Origin of the sequence: Tautonia marina, assembly GCF_009177065.1 — a bacterium.
GTDB lineage: Bacteria > Planctomycetota > Planctomycetia > Isosphaerales > Isosphaeraceae > Tautonia > Tautonia marina.
Genome location: NZ_WEZF01000006.1, coordinates 243,931 through 261,712, shown reverse-complemented (window position 1 = coordinate 261,712; position 17,782 = coordinate 243,931). Strand labels below are relative to the sequence as shown.

Genomic DNA, 17,782 nt, shown 5'->3' with positions numbered 1-17,782 from the left:
GGCCGGCACGAACGAGAGGATGTGCACCGCCGACATAGAGGGGCGTCGCCGCCCGAGGCCCACGCCTGCCGGCGAGATCGCAAGCTGCGATCAGGATCGTGCGCGGACGCATCCGATGCAAGCACCAACCGCGCTCGATTTCAGAAATCGACCGAGGAAGCTCAGCTAAACCGACTCCAGGACCAGACCACCTGACCAAGGATGGGCCCCGAACCCTGCCCCACCGCCGCGGGTTCAATGGCCACGGTGGGCGTATCAGGACTCGATCGGTTCGGCCGAAGGATCAGGTGCCGGCCACTGAGTTCGAGCCATCGAATCACGGCCCGACCTTCTACCCGAGCCGCAACGATGCGGCCCTGAAGCTCCTCGGCACTTCGGATCGCGCAGTCGACCGCAACCATCGAGCCGATCGGGAGGATCGGGTGCATCGCGTCGTCCTCGACCCGAAGCGCGACGGTGGATTTCGGATGCTTCAACCAGCCGTGATACACAAGAATCGAATCAATCGCCCGCAGCGGGCTCACATCACCGGCGAGGTCTTCGGAATTGACCACGCCGACGGTCACAAACTCCTCGGTCTGCTCGGCATTGTCGTGGTCGACGGCGAGCGCGTCCGGATCGCGCTCTTCGAGCTTCTCCAGGCCCCGACGAATCAACTCCTGTGGGGTCAGGTCGGAAAGGACCTGATCTTCCAAGCCTCGACGATAGCGAGGCCCTTCGCCCGAGAGGAGCCAGACCGGGTTGACTCCCGTCTGATCAATAAAGGCAAGCAGGACCTCGGCCGGAACCGTGACACCGGTTTCGTAGTTGTACCAGGTGCGGGCCGGCAGGTTCAGCCGCCTCGCAAGTTCAGGCCCGCCATGTTCTCCGAAGAGCTCCTGGCGAACCTCTTTCAATCGGTGAGAGATCACCGTCTTGAGTTTCAGGCGGGTATGCGAGGTCTTCTTTCGTGCCACAATCAGAACCCCGGCGGGGGACCTCCCGAAGCATCGCCGCTCGGGGCCGGCACGGCAGCCGAACCGCGGCCTAAGTTGGTTTAAATTAGAAAACCGTCGATGGTTGTCAAGAGGCCAGGAGCGTCACCGTCTCCGGTGCAAGCCACCTCGCTTCACCCACGCCATCGCCCGTCGATGACGTCCGGCTCTGGATCAGGATCGCGTCAGGGATGAATCAGTCATTGAGTTCTATAAAGATACGGGCGTTCCATCCATATCCTGGTTTCCCATTTTCGTCATGGATGTTTCCCGAATCGATCGTACCCCCTCTCGTGGAAGCACGCCATACCCCTCCGCTTTCCTGATTAAACGCCGGTCGGCGATTCTCGTGACACTACGCTCAATCCATGCAACGCCCAATTTCCTGACCGACCGCCCGGGGATTTTTCACACTATTTTTTGTGGAAAAATCGAATAATCCGTGGACGACTCGCCGGGGTCGGTTTAGAATGAGCCGCATGATGATTGAAGGGGGAGGGCTTTGACCATGACCACCCAGTTCGACCGCCACGGATTTGACCCGGACAGTTCCGACCGTCCGTTGCTGGATTTGATCCGGCGACGGGGTCCGCTGACGGTCGCCGAGATGGCCACGGAGCTGGGAGTCACGGCGACCGCCGTCCGCAATCGGCTGATTCGGCTCTGCGGCGCCGGGCTGGTCGAGCGTCGGGCAGAGCATGTTGGCAGGGGGCGGCCCCGGCACGTGTATCAGGCAAGTGTCGAGGCGCACCGTCGGCTTGGTCAGAACTATGCGGATCTTGCCGTCGCGCTCTGGGAAGAGCTGATGCGCAATGTCGAGGATCGGAAACTCAGGCGTATCCTATTCGCCCGGATCACCGATCGCCTGGCCGATCTGTATCGGAACGAGGTCCGTGGCCGCGGCTGGCAAGAGCGGCTCGAACAACTCGGAACCGTCTTGCACGGCCGGGGGGTCGAAACCGAGGTCGCCCAGCGAGGCGATGCAATGCCGGTCCTCGAGCTTCACTCTTGCCCTTACTTCGAGTTGGCCGAGGCCGACCGCGACATCTGCGCCCTGGAACGCAAGATGTTTGAAAAGGTGCTTGGTCAGGGGCTTCGCCTGAGCCAGTGCCGCCTCGATGGGCACCGGTCGTGCGATTTCGAAGCCAAGCCCTCCCCAACCTCCGACCCCTCCCGGGCCCAGGCAAGCTGACCTTACCGCCGGTCACTCATGTCTGGCCCGATTGCCCGAAACCAATGGACCTGAATGCCGGTCGGACCACGCGCCGACCGGCGGCACCCGCGACGAGAGCCACCGAGGCCACCGAACGATGAGCAAAGTCCTGGAGATCAAGAACCTTCGTGTCGCCGTCGAAGGCAAGGAAATCCTCAAGGGGGTCGATTTGACCCTCCGACAAGGAGAAGTCCACGCCTTGATGGGTCCCAACGGTTCGGGCAAGAGCACCCTGAGCTACGCCCTGATGGGGCACCCGAACTACGAGATCCTCGAAGGATCGGCCACGATCAACGGTGTCGATCTGCTGGAGATGGAGGCCGATGAACGGGCCAAAGCAGGGCTGTTCCTCGCCTTTCAGTACCCGACCTCCATCCCCGGTGTCACCGTTGCCAACTTCCTCCGGCACGCCGTGTCCAACGTTCGCAACCCCGACCGCAAGGAAGGGGAGGAACTGATCCCGATGCGGGAGTTCCGCAAGGACCTTCGCAGCGTGATGAACGAACTCGGCATGGACCCCGAGTTTGCTCGTCGCTACCTCAACGAAGGGTTCTCTGGCGGGGAAAAGAAGCGAGCCGAAGTCCTTCAGCTCGCCATGCTTCAGCCCTCCTTCGCCATTCTCGACGAGACGGACAGCGGACTCGATATCGACGCCGTCCGCATCGTCTCGGAAGGCGTGAACCGCGTGGCCGAACGCCAGGGAACCGGTGTCCTGGTGATCACCCACTATCAGCGCATCCTCACCTACATCAAACCGCAATTTGTGCATATTTTGTTCGGAGGGCGAATCGTCGAGAACGGTGGACCTGAACTGGTCGATCAACTGGAACGGGAAGGATACGACTGGGTCCGAGCCAAGTATCCCGAGGCCGCCAAGGACGAGGACGAGTTGGAAGAGCGTGCCGGCCTGACGTCCTCCTCGGCCTTCTGAGAATTACCGGTCCGACGCTCTCCTCTCAAACATCGCGATTCCTCTGATCTCGGTCTCTCGCTTCGTCCCCGCTCACCGCCCGAAGGTGGAGAATTCCGCATGGCAACCGACCTCAACGCCCAGGTCAAGGGCATCAACGAAGAGTACAAGTATGGTTTCCGAGACTCGGACGCCAACTACAACTTCAAGAGCCAGAAAGGCCTGTCCGCGGAGGTCGTCAACCAGATCTCCGAGATGAAGGGAGAGCCTGACTGGATGCGGCAGATCCGCCTGAAGGCGCTTGAGGTCTTCTGGCAGAAGCCGACCCCGAACTGGGGCGGCGTCCTTTCGGAACTCGACTACAACGACATTTACTACTACATGAGGGCCGCCGACCGGCAAGGCAAGTCGTGGGACGACGTGCCGGCCGACATCAAGCGAACCTTCGACAAGCTCGGCATTCCCGAAGCCGAGAAGAAGTTTCTCGCGGGCGTCGGCGCTCAGTATGAATCAGAGGTCGTCTACCACAGCCTCCGCGAGGACCTTCAGAAGCTCGGCGTGATCTTCACCGATACCGACTCGGCCGTCCGCGAGTATCCGGACCTGGTGCGCGAGTACTTCGGCACGATCATCCCGCACGACGACAACAAGTTCGCCGCCCTGAACACCGCCGTCTGGTCGGGCGGCTCATTCGTGTACATCCCCGCCGGGGTGAAGGTAGATATCCCGCTCCAGGCCTACTTCCGGATCAACGCCGAGAACATGGGCCAGTTCGAGCGGACCTTGATCATCGTTGAGGAGGGGGCTCAGGTCCATTATGTCGAAGGCTGTACCGCCCCGATGTACACGACCGAAAGCCTGCACTCGGCCGTCGTCGAGATCATCGTCAAGAAGGGTGGCCGCTGCCGCTACACGACCATCCAGAACTGGGCAAACAACATCTACAACCTCGTGACCAAGCGTGCGGTCGCCCATGAGGACGCCCTGATGGAGTGGGTCGACGGCAACCTCGGCAGCCGCCTGACCATGAAGTACCCCGCCGTCCACATGCGCGGCAAGGGGGCCCGCGGCGAGATCCTCTCGATCGCCTTCGCCGGCAAGGGGCAACACCAGGATGCCGGCGGCAAGGTCGTTCACGAGGCCCCTTACACCTCCAGCCGAATCATCTCCAAGTCGATCTCGAAGAACGGTGGCCGGTCGAGCTACCGAGGCCTCCTGAAGGTGATGGACGGGGCCAAGGGCTCGAAGTCGAACGTCGTTTGCGATGCCCTGATCCTCGACCCGATCAGCCGATCGGACACCTACCCGTACATCGAGATCGAGGAAGATGACGTCAAGCTCGGCCACGAGGCCAGTGTTTCGAAGATCGGCGAGGAACAGCTGTTTTACCTGATGAGCCGAGGTCTCTCGGAGGCCGAGGCCAGCACCTTGATTGTCTCCGGCTTCATCGAGCCCCTGGTCAAGGAGCTGCCGATGGAATACGCCGTCGAGATGAACAAGCTGATCCAGCTTCAGATGGAAGGCTCGGTCGGCTGATCGGAGCTTCACCCGCCCATCGGTCTCGGCTCGAACCCGAGCCGGGACTCGATGGGCGTCTTCTGCGATGATCTCCTCGCCCCCGGTCGGAATCGTGCTTCCGATCGGATCGTTGTTTGCGGAACTTCTGGCCTTTCTGCGCCGATCAAACCCCACCCGGCGTGCCGATCGAACCTGTCCGTCTGCGACCCAAGACATCAAGACCAAATGCGATGAGCAGCGCCACCACGACCCCAGCCGCCGGCGGCTTCACCGACGCAACCTTCACCTCCTTCCTCGACTCCCGCGACGAGCCGAGCTGGTTACTCGATCGCCGCCGATCGGCGTTCGACCGGTTCAAGGTCACGCCGCTCCCGACGCTTCGCGATGAGGAATGGCGGCGAACCGACATCCGCCCGCTCAAGCTCGATCGGTTTGCTCCCCCGTCCCATCGTGAGCCCTCCGAGGCGGCCCGGAAGGCGCTTGAGCCGATCGCTTCCGGCCTCGATTCCCTCTATGGAACTGGAATCGCGCAGGTCGATGGGTCTCCCACTCGGCAGGCCGACCCCACAAAACTCGGTGGAGCGGTCTTCCTTGATCTTGCGACCGCGATCAAGGAGCATCCCGACTTGCTCCGTGACCACCTCATGACCGAGGCGTATCAGGCCGACGCCGACGCCTTCGCCGCGCTGCATGCGGCCTTCTGGACCGGCGGCGTCTTGCTGTATGTGCCGAAGGGGATCAAGGTCGAGGTGCCGTTGTTCCACCTCATCGGCCTGTCTCCCGAGGGGACCACGGACCTGAATCATACCTTGGTCCTGCTCGATGAAGGGGCCGAGGCAACCCTCGTTCAGGAGACGGCCGGAGCAAACCGAGGGAAGGAACCCGGCCTGCATGTCGGCGGCGTCGAACTGATCCTCCGGCGCGGTTCGAGGCTCCGATTCGTGAACCTTCAGAACTGGGACGACGCAACCTGGCATTTGAGCCGAGAGCGGGCCCTCGTCGGTGCCGATGCCGCCCTGCAATGGACCGTCGGCGGCCTTGGCGGCCGGGTGGCGAAAGTCAATCAGGATGTGGCCCTGGTGGGTGAAAAGGCCAGGGCCCAGGTCAACGGCGTCATGTTCACCTCGGGACGGCAGAACCTGACGTACATCACCCGCCAGGATCACATCGCCCCGAACACCACCAGCGACCTGCTCTACAAGGGTGGCCTGAAGGACAAATCACGCCTCGTCTGGCGAGGAATGATCAAGGTTGAACCCGACGCGCAACATACCGACGCCTACCAGAAGAACGACAACCTCGTCCTCGACGAAGACGCCCGCGCCGACTCGATTCCCGGCCTGGAAATCGAGGCCAACGAGGTCCGCTGCACCCACGGGGCGACCGCCGGTCCCGTCGATCCTGACATGGTCTTTTACGCTCAGGCCCGAGGGATCGACCGCGCCACGGCCACTCGATTGATCGTCGAGGGCTTCTTCGCCAACGTCTACGACCGGATCAGCGTGGAACCCGTCCGAGACACCCTGGCCAATGCGGTGGCTCAGAAGCTCGGACACGGCAGCACGTCCTCGCTGAGCCTGACCGAAACGGCAAGCTCCTGAGCGAGAGAGGCTCCGCTCGTCATCACCCGTCGCTCCCCTTCATCCTGCGATCCGCGGGCGGTCGCGCCGTCAGCGGAGTTCGAATCCCTTGTGAGTGCATTCAGGAACCCCCCAACCATGGCCGATTACGCCCACCCCGAAGTCCTCGTTTCCGCCGACTGGGTCGAGCAAAACCGCGACAATCCCAAGGTCCGGATTGTCGAGAGTGATGAAGACGTCTTGCTGTACGACATGGGCCATGTGCCCGGTGCGGTCAAGATCGACTGGCAAGGGGATCTCCAGGATCAGTTGATCCGAGACTACATCACCGCCGAGAAATTCGCGGACATCTGCGCCCGGAGCGGCATCGCTAACGACACCACGGTTGTCTTCTACGGCGACAAATCGAACTGGTGGGCCTGCTACGCCTTCTGGGCTTTCAAGCTATTTGGACACGATGATTGCCGGATCATGAACGGCGGCCGGAAACTCTGGATCGACCAGAAGCGTCCCCTCAGCAAGGAGACCCCCAGTTACCCCCGAACCAACTACTCGGTCAAGGGGAGCGACCCCTCGACGATTCGGATCTTCCGAGACGAGGTGCTGGCCCATCTCAAGGCCGGCAAGAAGCTGATCGACGTGCGAAGCCCGGGGGAATACACCGGAGAACTCTTGCACATGCCCGACTATCCTCAGGAAGGATCGCTCCGGGCCGGCCATATTCCTACTGCCAAGAGCGTTCCCTGGTCTCGGGCGGTGAACGAGGATGGCACCTTCAAGTCAGCCGACGAACTGAAGGGGATCTTCGAACAGGAGTGCGGCCTCAACTCGGCCGATGAGGTCGTCGCCTACTGCCGGATCGGCGAACGATCGAGCCTGACCTGGTTCGTGCTGACCTACTTGCTGGGTTATCCCAAGGTTCGCAATTACGACGGTTCCTGGACCGAATGGGGGAATCTCGTTGGTGTCCCGATTGCTCGCGGCGCTGAGTGATCGGCGTTGATCCGAGGAATCTCCCCGTTTGCGAGTCCCCGACCCCGATGGAGAGTGACCGTTGCCCCCTGCGCTCGATGAACTTGTTGAGGAACTGCGCGAGGCGGACCGCCAGGAACGCATCGAACTGTTGATTGATCTGGCCAACGAGCTTCCACCGCTCCCCGACCGGCTTTCTCAATACAAGGATGAGGCGCATCGGGTCCCCGAATGCCAATCGCCGGTCTTCCTCTTTCTGGAACGCGAGGGGGCTCGCATCCACCTCTTCGCGGACGTCCCCCCGGAAGCCCCGACCGTCCGGGGCTTCGTCTGCCTCTTGGTTCGAGGGCTCGACGGTGCGACGGTTGAGGACGTCCTCAATGTCCCCAACGACCTGATTCAGCGCACGGGAATGGCGGAAATTCTGGGCATGCAACGCACGAGCGGTCTGTCCGGAGTTCTCCACCGCCTCAAAGCCATGGTGGCCCGAACCGAAGCGGCCTCGACCAACCAGGCCCAGCAGAACTAAGGCCGGCTCCTCCCTCGTCCCGAATCCTTGTTCCCGACTTCGGAATTCTTGCCATGACCGACGCACCCACGCCCCAGCCCGATTCGACCCCTTCCACCGACGCAGGCCAGGGGCCCGATCAGGAGATCGTCCTGACCGCGTTGAAGGCCGTGAAGGACCCGGAACTCGGCGTCAACATCGTCGACCTCGGCCTCGTCTACACTGTGGCGACCCGAGAGGGTGAGATCGATGTGGAAATGACACTGACCTCGCCAGCCTGCCCGGCCGGACCTCAAATCATCCGAGAATCCACCGAGGTGATCGAGTCGCTCCAAGGGGTCTCGAAAGCCAATGTCAAACTGGTGATGAATCCCCCCTGGTCCCCCGATCGGATGTCTGAGGATGCCCGAGACGAACTCGGGATGTTTTGAACTCAGAACTCCTCCCTCCTGTCCGACGATCCGGAACGGAGAGGGATATCGCGTCTCCCGAGATACACACGGGGCCAGTCCCCGACCCGTTCGCTTTGGAATGGGTCGGGGACTGGCCCTGTTTCCGTTTCATCAGGCTTCGTCTAGCTTGGGTACGGCGTCAGGACTTCTTCTTGCCGCCCGCAAATCGCAGTTTGCTCGGATTGCGAACCCCGAGACGCTTCCGACGACGACCCTTGGCCACCGGGGAGCTATCGGCTCGTTTCCGCCATGCATAGCTTTTGCGATGCTTCGTCTTCTTCTTCATAACACGGCTTCCCTTGTCGATCTGGACCGCCACCCGGTTCGAAGGGGCGAGAAACCATGATTATGACGTGATTCCCACCCTGGGTTCAAGGTGTCCTGACTCGGAATTCCGTCCTCGGTGTCCGAATCACTTCGGCGCCGAGACTTGAAGGGGCGGCAGGTGCTTCGTACACTCGTAACAGGTTCATGAATCATCCGGAGCCCGGCAGGTCCGAACGAGGGAGCAAGGCAGTGAGCGACTTCGACTCACAGATCGGCAGGGTCTGGCGGCGGTTGCGGTTTCAACGGTTCCTCTCGGCTTTGGTCTGGAGCCTGGGAGCAGCCCTGTTTCTCGCAGCGATTGCCATCGGTGCTGAGAAGATCCTTGCGGAACCCCTGCCGATCAGCCACGAGCTGCTGTTCGTGGTTGCAGGCGGGGTCGGGATTGCGCTGGCGATTCTGATCGCCATGCTGGGAGGCCCGAGCAGGCTCGACGCAGCCGTCGCCATCGACCGGGCCTTCCACCTCAACGAACGCCTGGGCACGGCCTTGAGCCTTCCGGCGGACTTGCTCGAAACACCGGCCGGACGAGCCTTGATCGAAGACACCAAACGGCATCTGGACTCGCTCGATGTCGCCGGTCCGTTCCGCCCCAAACTTCCCAGGGCGGCCTGGTTGCCGTTGGTCACCGGGTTGCTTGCCGTGGGGCTTCTGTTCGTTCCGGAACTGTCCCGAGCCACGACCGTGGCGGGTGAATCCCTCGATCCGGAACAGCTCGACGCAATTGCCAAGCAGGCCGATGCCTTGAACAAACGGATTGCAGAAACCCGGCAAAAGCTTGACCAAAACGCCTTCGCCGAGACCGATAAGCTGCTCGTCGAAATCGAAAAAGCCGCCGAAGCGTTGTCCAAGGCCCCTCCCAGCGAGAAAGACGAGGCTCTGGTCAAGCTCAACTCCCTGACGAACGCCCTGGAAGAGCGGCAGAAGCAGATCGGGGATTCTGAGCAAGTCAGCAAGAAACTGCAACAGCTCGATCAGATGACCTCTGACGGCCCGGCCGACGAGTTTGCCCGAGAACTGGCCAAGGGAGATTTTCAGCAAGCGGCCGAAAAAGTTCAGGAACTCCGCGACAAGCTCCTCTCCGGCTCAATGTCTGATCGAGAGAAAGAGGAACTCCGCGAGCAGCTTTCCGAGATGAAAGAACAGCTCGAACAACTCGCCAACCTCGACGAACGCAAGAAACAGCTCGAAGAGGCCCGAGACCGGGGCGCGATCAGCCAGGAGCAGTTCGATCAGCAGATGGCCAAGCTCAACGATCAGGCCGAAGATCTGCAAAAGCTTCAGCAACTCGCCCAGCAACTCGGTCAGGCCCAGCAGCAACTTGCCGAAGGAGACCTGCAGCAGGCCGCCAATGCCCTCGGGATGAGCCAGGAACAGCTTCAGCAAATGGCCAGCGACCTGGCGGAACTGGAAATGCTCGACTCCGCCATGGCCGATCTCGAGATGGCCAAGGACGGAATGACCGGCGGCGACGGTCTGAACCAGATGGGCGACCGCCTCAGTGGAATGAACGCCTTCGGTCAAGGAATGGGCAACAACCCGGGAGACGGACTTGGCCGGGGTCGCGGTCAGGGAGATCGCCCGATCGCCGCCGACAACACCAGCACCTTCAATACCCAGGTGAAGCAGCAACTCGGCCAGGGGAAGGCGGTTCAGGAAGGCTTCGGTCCCCCGAATGCCCAGACGATCGGCGAGAGCATCATTGAGGCTCAAGCGGTCACCGAGGCCAACACCGCCGCCCAGGCCGAGGCGCTTTCCAATCAGAAAGTTCCTCGGCACATCGAACAACACGTGCAAAGCTACATCAACTCCTTCCGCGATCAGAACGACTGATCCGCTTGGGAGCCATCTGTTCAGGCCGGGTCAATCCGACGCGGCTTGCGCTGCATTGCTCCATTCCAGGGCAATCTGGAGCAAGCCGAGATCGTCTCGATAGTTCTCGTCCTGTTCGCGACCAAGCTGCTCGAAGCGAAGGTGATTCTCACCGATCCGAAGCTGATCGGTTGGGATCGGAATTCGGATCCGGGTCGGGATTCGGTTCGCATCGCGGACGTAACGATTCAGCGCGTCGAACACCTCGCCATTGATCAGGAGGTTCGTGCGCTGGAATCCTGCTCGCAATTCCTCGGCGAAGCGTCCGCCGTCAAACTCTCCTTCCACATGAACGGCATCCAGGACGAGGGTGATCGGCGCCTCCGGAAGGGCATCGATCGTGAAGGAGACCTCATACTCGTCGGCATCGGGCATGGGTGGGTCGAGTTCGGGCATGATCTGATCGCCGAGGTGTCGGGCGTGAGGGTCGAGGATCTGCCTGCGTTTTTCCCCGAGAAGTTCCATCTGGCGGAGCTGAGTGCCGGGAACGGTGAACGTCCCGGCAAAGGGCACCTCAATCTCGAAGCCTTCGGCATCGACTCCCTTGAGCACTCCTTCCACTCGATCTGGTCGTGACTCCGGATCGCCCACCTCCCACTCGACCCGTACCCAGGTTCCCGACAGCGGTTCAGACGGAATCGGCTTACGCTGAAAAAAAATCCCCGCCACCTGAGACCACAACGCCTCTCGAACGTCCCCAAGAAGCCGAATGCGAACGCCGTTCTCATCGGCCGACTCCACGGAACCCCAGAGCTGATTCCCGGAAACCATCCGCAGCTCATCCTGAGTCGGATCAATTTCCGGATCATTCGTCGGCTCGAACGATCGAATCACCTGGAGATCGTCGACTTGAGCCGCAACGTCTTCCGGATCGTCCGCGTCTCGGGCAGCCTCGGCCTGGAAGCGAAGGGCGAGGAGAGCTCCCCTCGGCCCCCCTCCTCGGCCCAGATCGTTGCCGTCGATGGTCAACAAGGTCCGTCCGGGGCCGAACCGGACCACCAAACGGTGCCAACCCGGCTCCAGAATCAATGGCTGCACCACGATCTCCGGCCCCCCCCGAGACTCGACCGAGGGGAACTCGTCCTTCCAGCCAAGGACAACTCGCGTGATCTCCTCACCGTTCGGGCCGTCGAAGATCAGATCGACAAACCAGCGCTGACCGGCGAAGCGTCGCCCTTCCCAGGAAAACGAACACTCAACCCGACCGGCATCAACCGGTTCCGGAAATTCGAGTCGTGCCTGCGACGCTCCGGGCTGGAGTCTCAGAAGGGCACCTTCATCGTCCTGCCGGGGAACGATGTCTGCCCCTGGCTGAAGGCTCCAAAGCTCCTGAGGATCGGGCGAGTCAAACCGATCCGTAAAAACCTGGGCCTCTCCCGGCCGCTGAATGAGTGAAGCAACGGCGAGACGGTCGATGGTCACGGGCTGGGCGTCGGAGCCCAGCCTCATCCGGATCGTCTCGTCGTCGACGGAAACCAGTCGTCCGGAAAGCCGCTGATCGAATCCAAACGCGAGCAGAAACGGCTGAGCTTCGGCTCGCGGCGCGTCCTCATTGTCCCCGTCGAGGCGTAGAAGTCGTGCGATCTGGTCCAGGGGAATCCTCGGCGGTGATCCCGAGTCGGTTTCGAACGTGATCGAGCCGTCGGGCGAGCCGGCCAAATGCCCGACGACGCGCTGTCCGTCCCGCAGTTCGGCGACCTGCCGCATCATCACCGATCGCTGGCTGCCCTGAAGTCCCATTGGAACCAGTGAGAGCAGGCCGAGGCCGCAGAAGCAGAGCGCCAGTCTGTACGAAGGCATTCTCCGGGCAATCACGGTGCGACCTCCGGGCCGTTGGGGTTCGTCGAGCGGCCAACCGATCGGTCTCTCGCGCCGCACCGCGCCGGTTCGTGCCGCGATCCGTTTCGGAGCGGAGTGCGACGGGCGGCACTTCAAGCGATCGCGCGGCCGATTCCCTGTGGCGATCGGCTCCAAGCGAAGGGACGAGAGGCCCGTGCAGGCTCCCCCCTTCCCTGAGGCGTTTAGTGTACCGGGATCGCTCGCTTCTGTCGGCGCCCGGCAGCGAGTCCTCGACCCGGAACGTGAACCGCGATAGAACCAATCCTTCAGGAATCACGATCTGTTCTCACCAGGAGACCGCCCCCGATGACTTCAATTGCTCGTCGCCTTGCTCTGCTTTCGATGATCCTCGTGCTGCCATGGTCCCATGTGGTCTTTGCCCAGGACGAGGCCACCGACGCCGATCGACCGCTCCGGATTATCGTCTTCGGCGCGCACCCGGACGATTGCGAACTGAAGGCGGGAGGCACCGCCGCCCGATGGGCCAAGCTCGGCCATAAGGTCAAGTTCGTCAGTACCACCAACGGCGACATTGGCCATCATGAAATGGCCGGTGGTGCGCTCGCCCAGCGCCGCACCGCCGAGGTCGAACGATGTGCCGAAATCCTCGGAATCGAAACCGAAGTGCTCGACATCCATGATGGCGAGCTGATGCCGACGCTCGAAAACCGCCGGACCATCACCCGATTGATCCGAGAATGGGAGGCCGACCTCGTCATCTCTCACCGACCCAACGATTACCACCCCGACCACCGCTATACCGGCATCCTCGTGCAGGACGCGGCCTTCATGGTCATCGTTCCTTACTTCTGCCCCGATGTGCCGGCCCTTCGGAAGAATCCAGTCTTCATGTACTCCGAAGACGGTTTCCAGAAGCCGAACCCGTTTACACCCGATGTCGTCGTGCCCATCGATGAGGTGCTCGACCAGAAGGTCGCCGCCATCGACGCCCTCGGCTCGCAATTTTACGAGTGGAACCCCTGGCTGTTCGGCTACCTGGACGAGGTGCCTGAGTCGCCCGAAGGTCGGCTCGAATGGACTCGCGAACGAGCGCTCCGGCGCTGGGGAGGCGTGGCCGATCGGTTCCGCGAGGAACTGGCCGATTGGGTCGGTGCCGATGCCGCCGAAAAGGTGAAGGTGGCCGAAGCCTTTGAGATCTGTGAGTACGGCTCTCAACCCTCAAAAGAGGAACTGGCCAAGCTCTTCCCCTTCTTCGGTGAGCAGAAGTAACAAAGCGCTCGTCGAGTCGTCGCGAGTGGTCATCTAATGAAAAATCCCCGAACATCGAGCCGCCACCACGTCGGCGCCGATGTTCGGGGATTGAGGGAAGGAAGGATGCTCGCGGAGAGAGGGCCGGTGCAGGGGGTCCGGCCCTCCCGACGATCAACCGCCTCCGGGAACCGTTCCGACGTCGGGACCACCGCAACGGCGGAGGTAATCCTTGTCGATGTAAATCACTTCGACGCGAGCGTCGCGGTGATTGAACGGAATCGGATAGTCAGACCAGTACAACTCGTCGAAGTAGACGGTGCACTTGTAGTGACAGTGGATCAGCTGGCAAGGTCCGGCCAGAGGATAGACCTTGCACGGATCGACCGACTCGCCGATCTTCTCGATCACGAAGCGAGCGTTGTTCCGCTGAACCGTGTAGAACGGGTCCATTCCAGCCCGGAACTTGGGAACTTTGGCCCAGATTTCCGCCTCGCTCGGCGGATCCAGGCATGGGGGCGGTGCGAATTCGCCGGGGACCGGGTCGAGAATCGGCACGCGGTCCAGTTCTTCCTTGGCGATATCTTCTTCCAGTCGCTGAGACTGGGAAGGCAAGATCGGCCAGGCAAACGACCAGCCGGTCGGGTGAAGCGGCGAAATATTTCGGAACACGTACGGGATGCCACATCCGCCAATGCCGGCGGACATTGTCAAAAATAGGGCACCCGTCAACAGGCCGCGAACCCATTTCGGGGTGTGCGGGCCCCGGTGCCGCGCGGAACGGGTCATTGTGTCTTCCCCTCCTTGGGATCAATCGCCATCCGTTCGGGGGGCCCTCCACCCCTCCGACTCCGGCGCCGGGACCACTCTCGCCTGATGGACTCCGACGATCCCCGTCGGTTCCGGCGAGAGGCCGGCCCAGGTTCCTGGCTCGTAACGATTATCGAACCAAGATCGCTCCGGCTGTGAGAAATTCCGCGACGCCGGTGGAGGCCGCGGTTCCCCGGTCAATCCCGATTTTAGGATCGATCGAGCGTTTCCAACGGAAGGATCGGTCCAACCGGCATTTGATCTTGAGCCCTGCCGGACCTCTCTGCGGAAAGACTCGGCTTGAGTCTGCCATCCCCTCGGTCCTAAACTGTAATTCTGTCGATTATCACCCTGTTCGTCGTCGAAACGTCCGAAGCCCTCAGGGAGGGGATTTCATGCCACCAACTCGGCCGCTCTGGGGATGGGGGGTGTGGCATCGAGGCGTCCTCGCCGCCCTGGTCGGATTGCCGGCGAGCCTGCTCGGGCTCCTTTCCCCGAAGACTGAGCCAACCCCCGACCAGTTGCCTCCGTCGTCGATGGTTGTCGAACTCAATTCCGCCCCGCCGATGGCCTTGCTCGCCTTGCCGGGCCTCGGGCCGACTCGCGTCGATCGAATTCTCTCGGCTCGCGAGGAAGTGCCGATCAAGTCGCTCGACGACCTCGCCCATCGGGTCAAGGGGATCGGCCCGGCAACCATCGAAGGAATCCGCCCCTTCGTTCGAGTCGGCATCCCCTCGCGTGACGACCGAGCGATACCGGCGTCACCTTGATCTCCGGCAACTGTCGACTCCTCTCGCGCTGCCCTGCCCTATTGATCGCGTCAATCCATCGAGGCCGCCATGTCCGAGTTTCGGATCGAACGTCCATTTCCCCCAGCCGGCGATCAACCGGCGGCGATCGAGGCTCTCGTTTCGGGAGTGACCGAGGGCAAGGGACACCAGACCTTGCTCGGCGTGACCGGCTCCGGCAAAACCTACACGATGGCCAACGTGATTGCCCAGTTAGGCCGGCCAGCGTTGATTCTTTCCCATAACAAGACCCTTGCCGCTCAGCTCTACGCTGAGTTTCGCGACTTCTTCCCCCACAACGCCGTTCGCTATTTCGTCAGTTACTACGATTACTACCAGCCCGAAGCTTATATCCCCCAGCGCGACATCTACATTGAAAAGGATGCGTCGATCAACGAGGAGATTGAACGCCTCCGCCTGGCCGCCACCAGTGCCCTTGTGAGCCGCCGCGATACGATCGTCGTCTCCTCCGTCTCCTCGATCTACGGCCTCGGTTCTCCGGATGACTACCGGAAGATGATGGTTCACCTCCGCCTCGGCGACATCATCGACCGCGACGAGATGCTCCTGAAACTCGTTGACATTCAGTACGACCGCAACGACATCTCCTTCGAGCGCGGCAAGTTCCGCGTTCGAGGCGACGTGGTCGAGGTCTGGCCCGCCTACGAAGAAACCGCCGTCCGCATTGAGCTGTTCGGCGACGAGGTCGAGACCCTGGCCGAGATCGACCCCATCTCGGGAGCCGTCATCGAAAAACGTCCGGATCTTTACATCTATCCGGCCAAGCACTTCGTCCTTCCCGAAGAACGGATCAAGGGGGCCGTCGATGCCATCAAGGAAGAACTCGATCAGCGTCTGACCCAGCTCAAGGAACACGGCAAGCTGCTCGAAGCCCAGCGCCTCTCCGCCCGAACCCGTTACGACATGGAAATGCTGCTCGAAGTCGGCTACTGCCAGGGAATCGAGAACTACAGCCGCCATCTTTCCGGTCGCAAGGCCGGGGAAACACCGAACACCTTGCTCGACTTTTTCCCGGACGATGCCTTGATGTTCATTGACGAGTCTCACGTCACAATCCCACAAGTCCGGGGTATGTTTGCTGGAGACTTCAGTCGCAAAAGCACCCTCGTCGAGCACGGGTTCCGCCTGCCAAGTGCGCTCGATAACCGTCCGTTGCGATTCGACGAATGGGAAACGAAGCTCGGCGCTCGGATCTATGTTTCCGCCACACCAAGCGACTATGAAATCACCATGTCCGGTGGCGAAGTGGTTGAACAGGTCATCCGACCGACCGGGCTGGTTGACCCAGTCGTTCGCGTCGAACCCGCGAGAGGACAGGTCCCGGCCCTACTCGAAGAGGTACGCCGACGGGCCGAGCGAGGTGAGCGCATCCTCATCACCACCCTGACCAAGCGACTTGCCGAGGAACTCTCTCGATACCTCAAGGAACAAGGCACCCGGACCAAGTGGCTCCACTCCGAGCTCGATGCCTTCGAACGGGTTCAGATCCTTCGAGAGCTTCGTGAAGGGGCCTTCGATGCCCTTGTCGGCGTGAACCTCCTGCGGGAAGGGCTCGACCTTCCCGAGGTGTCGATGGTCTGCATCCTCGACGCCGACAAAGAAGGCTTCCTCCGCAGCGAAACAAGCCTGATTCAGACCATCGGTCGAGCCGCCCGCAACGTCAACGCCGAGGTCGTTCTCTACGCCGATACCGTCACCCGCTCCATGCAAAACGCAATCGATGAAACGAGCCGTAGACGAGCCAAGCAACTGGCCTACAATTCAGAACACGGTATTACCCCGGAAACCATTCGCAAAGCAATCCGACGCGGGATTGAAGAGGAAATTCAGGCCCGGTCGATCGCCCGCAAGGCCGTCGGCAAGAACGAAGAAGCCGCGATTACCGAGGAATACCTCAACGAGTTGGAAGGTGAAATGCTTCAGGCCGCGGAATCACTCGAATTCGAACGAGCCGCGGCCCTGCGCGATCGGATCGTGCAATTGCGATCCCAAATTGACGGGGGACCGGAACGCCCTCTGGCAACTCCTCAGGCCGTGGGGGCTCGTCGTCGCGGGGGCGGAAAAAAAGGGCGAAGCCGTCCGAAACCTGGTTGAACCGGCCCTCGGTTGAGCCCGCCGTTCCCCTGGCAAAACTCCTGCTCTTGACCACGGTCATAACCTATCTTTTTCAATGAAGCACGCATTCAAATCCAGACGCGTGGGCGTCTTTGAATCGTTCCGAGAGGAGTCTCAGTCGTGTCATTGCGCACCTTGATCCTGCTCAGTCCCTTTGTGCTTGCCGTGATTCTGGGTCGAGCCGTCAGACTTCCCGAGGAACCCCGAGCGCAAGACACTGGGCCCATGTACAACTTCTCCATGAAGCGATATCAGTGGAACGAGCGACCGCTCCTCGTCTTCGCGCCTTCGAGAGACGACCAGGCCTATTGCGAAACCATGATTATCTGGAATCGCAACGGACCGAAACTCGACGAGTACGACCTCGTGCTGCTTGAGGTCTTCGAGGACGGAGTGAGTCGCGCCGACGGTCGGGAAATCCCGCAGGAGTCCGCGACTCACCTCCGCGAGCGATTCCAGGTCGAAGACGGGGACTTGACCATTCTTCTGGTGGGCAAGGATGGTTCCGAAAAGGGTCGATGGAATCAACTGCCTCCCTTGCAAGACATCTATGACCTGATCGACACTATGCCCATGCGTCAGCGGGAAATCCGATCGCAGCAGGACGCCCATCCGGAGTAAGCTCTCAGGGAGCCCCCGTCGAGTTCCGACGCGCCTCCCTTCCGAGTCGATCTCCC

Annotated in this window: 15 protein-coding genes; 12 read left to right on the top strand and 3 right to left on the bottom strand. The window is 61.4% G+C overall.

The window, feature by feature from the left end:
• Positions 1 to 161: 161 nt before the first annotated feature.
• A complete protein-coding gene (locus GA615_RS09865) occupies positions 162 to 956 on the bottom strand; it encodes a helix-turn-helix domain-containing protein (protein WP_152051116.1) in 795 nt (264 codons plus the stop codon).
• Positions 957 to 1,482: 526 nt separating this feature from the next.
• On the opposite strand from GA615_RS09865, the gene GA615_RS09860 reads away from it, so the two are divergent.
• The 8 genes from GA615_RS09860 to GA615_RS09825 all read left to right on the top strand — a co-directional run bounded on the left by GA615_RS09860 (position 1,483) and on the right by GA615_RS09825 (position 10,284).
• Positions 1,483 to 2,166 carry a helix-turn-helix transcriptional regulator gene (locus tag GA615_RS09860; protein ID WP_152051115.1) on the top strand — a complete coding sequence of 228 codons (684 nt, stop codon included), beginning with the start codon at positions 1,483 to 1,485 and terminating at the stop codon, positions 2,164 to 2,166.
• Between the two features lie 118 nt (positions 2,167 to 2,284).
• Positions 2,285 to 3,118: a Fe-S cluster assembly ATPase SufC gene (gene sufC / locus GA615_RS09855; protein WP_152051114.1), complete on the top strand. Its 834-nt coding sequence runs from the start codon at positions 2,285 to 2,287 to the stop codon at positions 3,116 to 3,118.
• A gap of 99 nt (positions 3,119 to 3,217) precedes the next feature.
• Positions 3,218 to 4,633, top strand: a complete 1,416-nt coding sequence (gene sufB, locus GA615_RS09850; RefSeq protein ID WP_152051113.1) for a Fe-S cluster assembly protein SufB — start codon at positions 3,218 to 3,220, stop codon at positions 4,631 to 4,633.
• 212 nt (positions 4,634 to 4,845) lie between these two features.
• Positions 4,846 to 6,216, top strand: coding sequence for a Fe-S cluster assembly protein SufD (sufD, locus tag GA615_RS09845; RefSeq protein ID WP_152051112.1), 1,371 nt, complete (start codon positions 4,846 to 4,848; stop codon positions 6,214 to 6,216).
• A gap of 117 nt (positions 6,217 to 6,333) precedes the next feature.
• Positions 6,334 to 7,188, top strand: a complete 855-nt coding sequence (locus GA615_RS09840) for a sulfurtransferase (protein WP_152051111.1) — start codon at positions 6,334 to 6,336, stop codon at positions 7,186 to 7,188.
• A gap of 61 nt (positions 7,189 to 7,249) precedes the next feature.
• A complete protein-coding gene (locus GA615_RS09835; RefSeq protein WP_152051110.1) occupies positions 7,250 to 7,696 on the top strand; it encodes a SufE family protein in 447 nt (148 codons plus the stop codon).
• 53 nt (positions 7,697 to 7,749) lie between these two features.
• A complete protein-coding gene (locus tag GA615_RS09830) occupies positions 7,750 to 8,106 on the top strand; it encodes a metal-sulfur cluster assembly factor (protein ID WP_152051109.1) in 357 nt (118 codons plus the stop codon).
• Between the two features lie 537 nt (positions 8,107 to 8,643).
• Positions 8,644 to 10,284 (top strand): hypothetical protein, encoded by a 1,641-nt coding sequence (locus GA615_RS09825; protein WP_152051108.1) that lies wholly within the window; start codon positions 8,644 to 8,646, stop codon positions 10,282 to 10,284.
• 30 nt (positions 10,285 to 10,314) lie between these two features.
• On the opposite strand, the gene GA615_RS09820 is transcribed toward GA615_RS09825, so the two are convergent.
• Positions 10,315 to 12,123 (bottom strand): hypothetical protein, encoded by a 1,809-nt coding sequence (locus GA615_RS09820; protein ID WP_152051107.1) that lies wholly within the window; start codon positions 12,121 to 12,123, stop codon positions 10,315 to 10,317.
• A gap of 345 nt (positions 12,124 to 12,468) precedes the next feature.
• Here GA615_RS09820 and GA615_RS09815 point away from each other — a divergent pair, with 345 nt between their 5' ends.
• Positions 12,469 to 13,392 carry a PIG-L deacetylase family protein gene (locus GA615_RS09815; protein ID WP_235905284.1) on the top strand — a complete coding sequence of 308 codons (924 nt, stop codon included), beginning with the start codon at positions 12,469 to 12,471 and terminating at the stop codon, positions 13,390 to 13,392.
• A gap of 153 nt (positions 13,393 to 13,545) precedes the next feature.
• Here GA615_RS09815 and GA615_RS09810 read toward each other — a convergent pair whose 3' ends face one another.
• Complete coding sequence (locus GA615_RS09810; RefSeq protein WP_235905282.1) at positions 13,546 to 14,043, bottom strand: hypothetical protein; 498 nt, start codon at positions 14,041 to 14,043, stop codon at positions 13,546 to 13,548.
• A gap of 533 nt (positions 14,044 to 14,576) precedes the next feature.
• Here GA615_RS09810 and GA615_RS09805 point away from each other — a divergent pair.
• From GA615_RS09805 to GA615_RS09795, 3 genes are all read left to right on the top strand, one after another.
• The gene (locus GA615_RS09805; RefSeq protein WP_152051105.1) at positions 14,577 to 14,951 is read left to right on the top strand and encodes a ComEA family DNA-binding protein; all 375 of its coding nucleotides are present in this window, start codon (positions 14,577 to 14,579) and stop codon (positions 14,949 to 14,951) included.
• A 69-nt stretch (positions 14,952 to 15,020) separates the two neighbouring features.
• Positions 15,021 to 17,084, top strand: a complete 2,064-nt coding sequence (gene uvrB / locus GA615_RS09800) for an excinuclease ABC subunit UvrB (RefSeq protein ID WP_152051104.1) — start codon at positions 15,021 to 15,023, stop codon at positions 17,082 to 17,084.
• Between the two features lie 141 nt (positions 17,085 to 17,225).
• A complete protein-coding gene (locus tag GA615_RS09795) occupies positions 17,226 to 17,726 on the top strand; it encodes a DUF4174 domain-containing protein (RefSeq protein WP_152051103.1) in 501 nt (166 codons plus the stop codon).
• Positions 17,727 to 17,782: the final 56 nt, after the last annotated feature.

Bases quoted from the DNA above. Each gene is read 5' to 3' on its own strand.
- sufD (WP_152051112.1), top strand. From the start codon at position 4,846: ATGAGCAGCGCCACCACGACCCCAGCCGCCGGCGGCTTCACCGACGCA.
- GA615_RS09815 (WP_235905284.1), top strand. From the start codon at position 12,469: ATGACTTCAATTGCTCGTCGCCTTGCTCTGCTTTCGATGATCCTCGTG.
- GA615_RS09830 (WP_152051109.1), top strand. From the start codon at position 7,750: ATGACCGACGCACCCACGCCCCAGCCCGATTCGACCCCTTCCACCGAC.
- GA615_RS09860 (WP_152051115.1), top strand. From the start codon at position 1,483: ATGACCACCCAGTTCGACCGCCACGGATTTGACCCGGACAGTTCCGAC.
- sufB (WP_152051113.1), top strand. From the start codon at position 3,218: ATGGCAACCGACCTCAACGCCCAGGTCAAGGGCATCAACGAAGAGTAC.
- sufC (WP_152051114.1), top strand. From the start codon at position 2,285: ATGAGCAAAGTCCTGGAGATCAAGAACCTTCGTGTCGCCGTCGAAGGC.
- GA615_RS09820 (WP_152051107.1), bottom strand. From the start codon at position 12,123: ATGCCTTCGTACAGACTGGCGCTCTGCTTCTGCGGCCTCGGCCTGCTC.
- GA615_RS09840 (WP_152051111.1), top strand. From the start codon at position 6,334: ATGGCCGATTACGCCCACCCCGAAGTCCTCGTTTCCGCCGACTGGGTC.
- GA615_RS09805 (WP_152051105.1), top strand. From the start codon at position 14,577: ATGCCACCAACTCGGCCGCTCTGGGGATGGGGGGTGTGGCATCGAGGC.
- uvrB (WP_152051104.1), top strand. From the start codon at position 15,021: ATGTCCGAGTTTCGGATCGAACGTCCATTTCCCCCAGCCGGCGATCAA.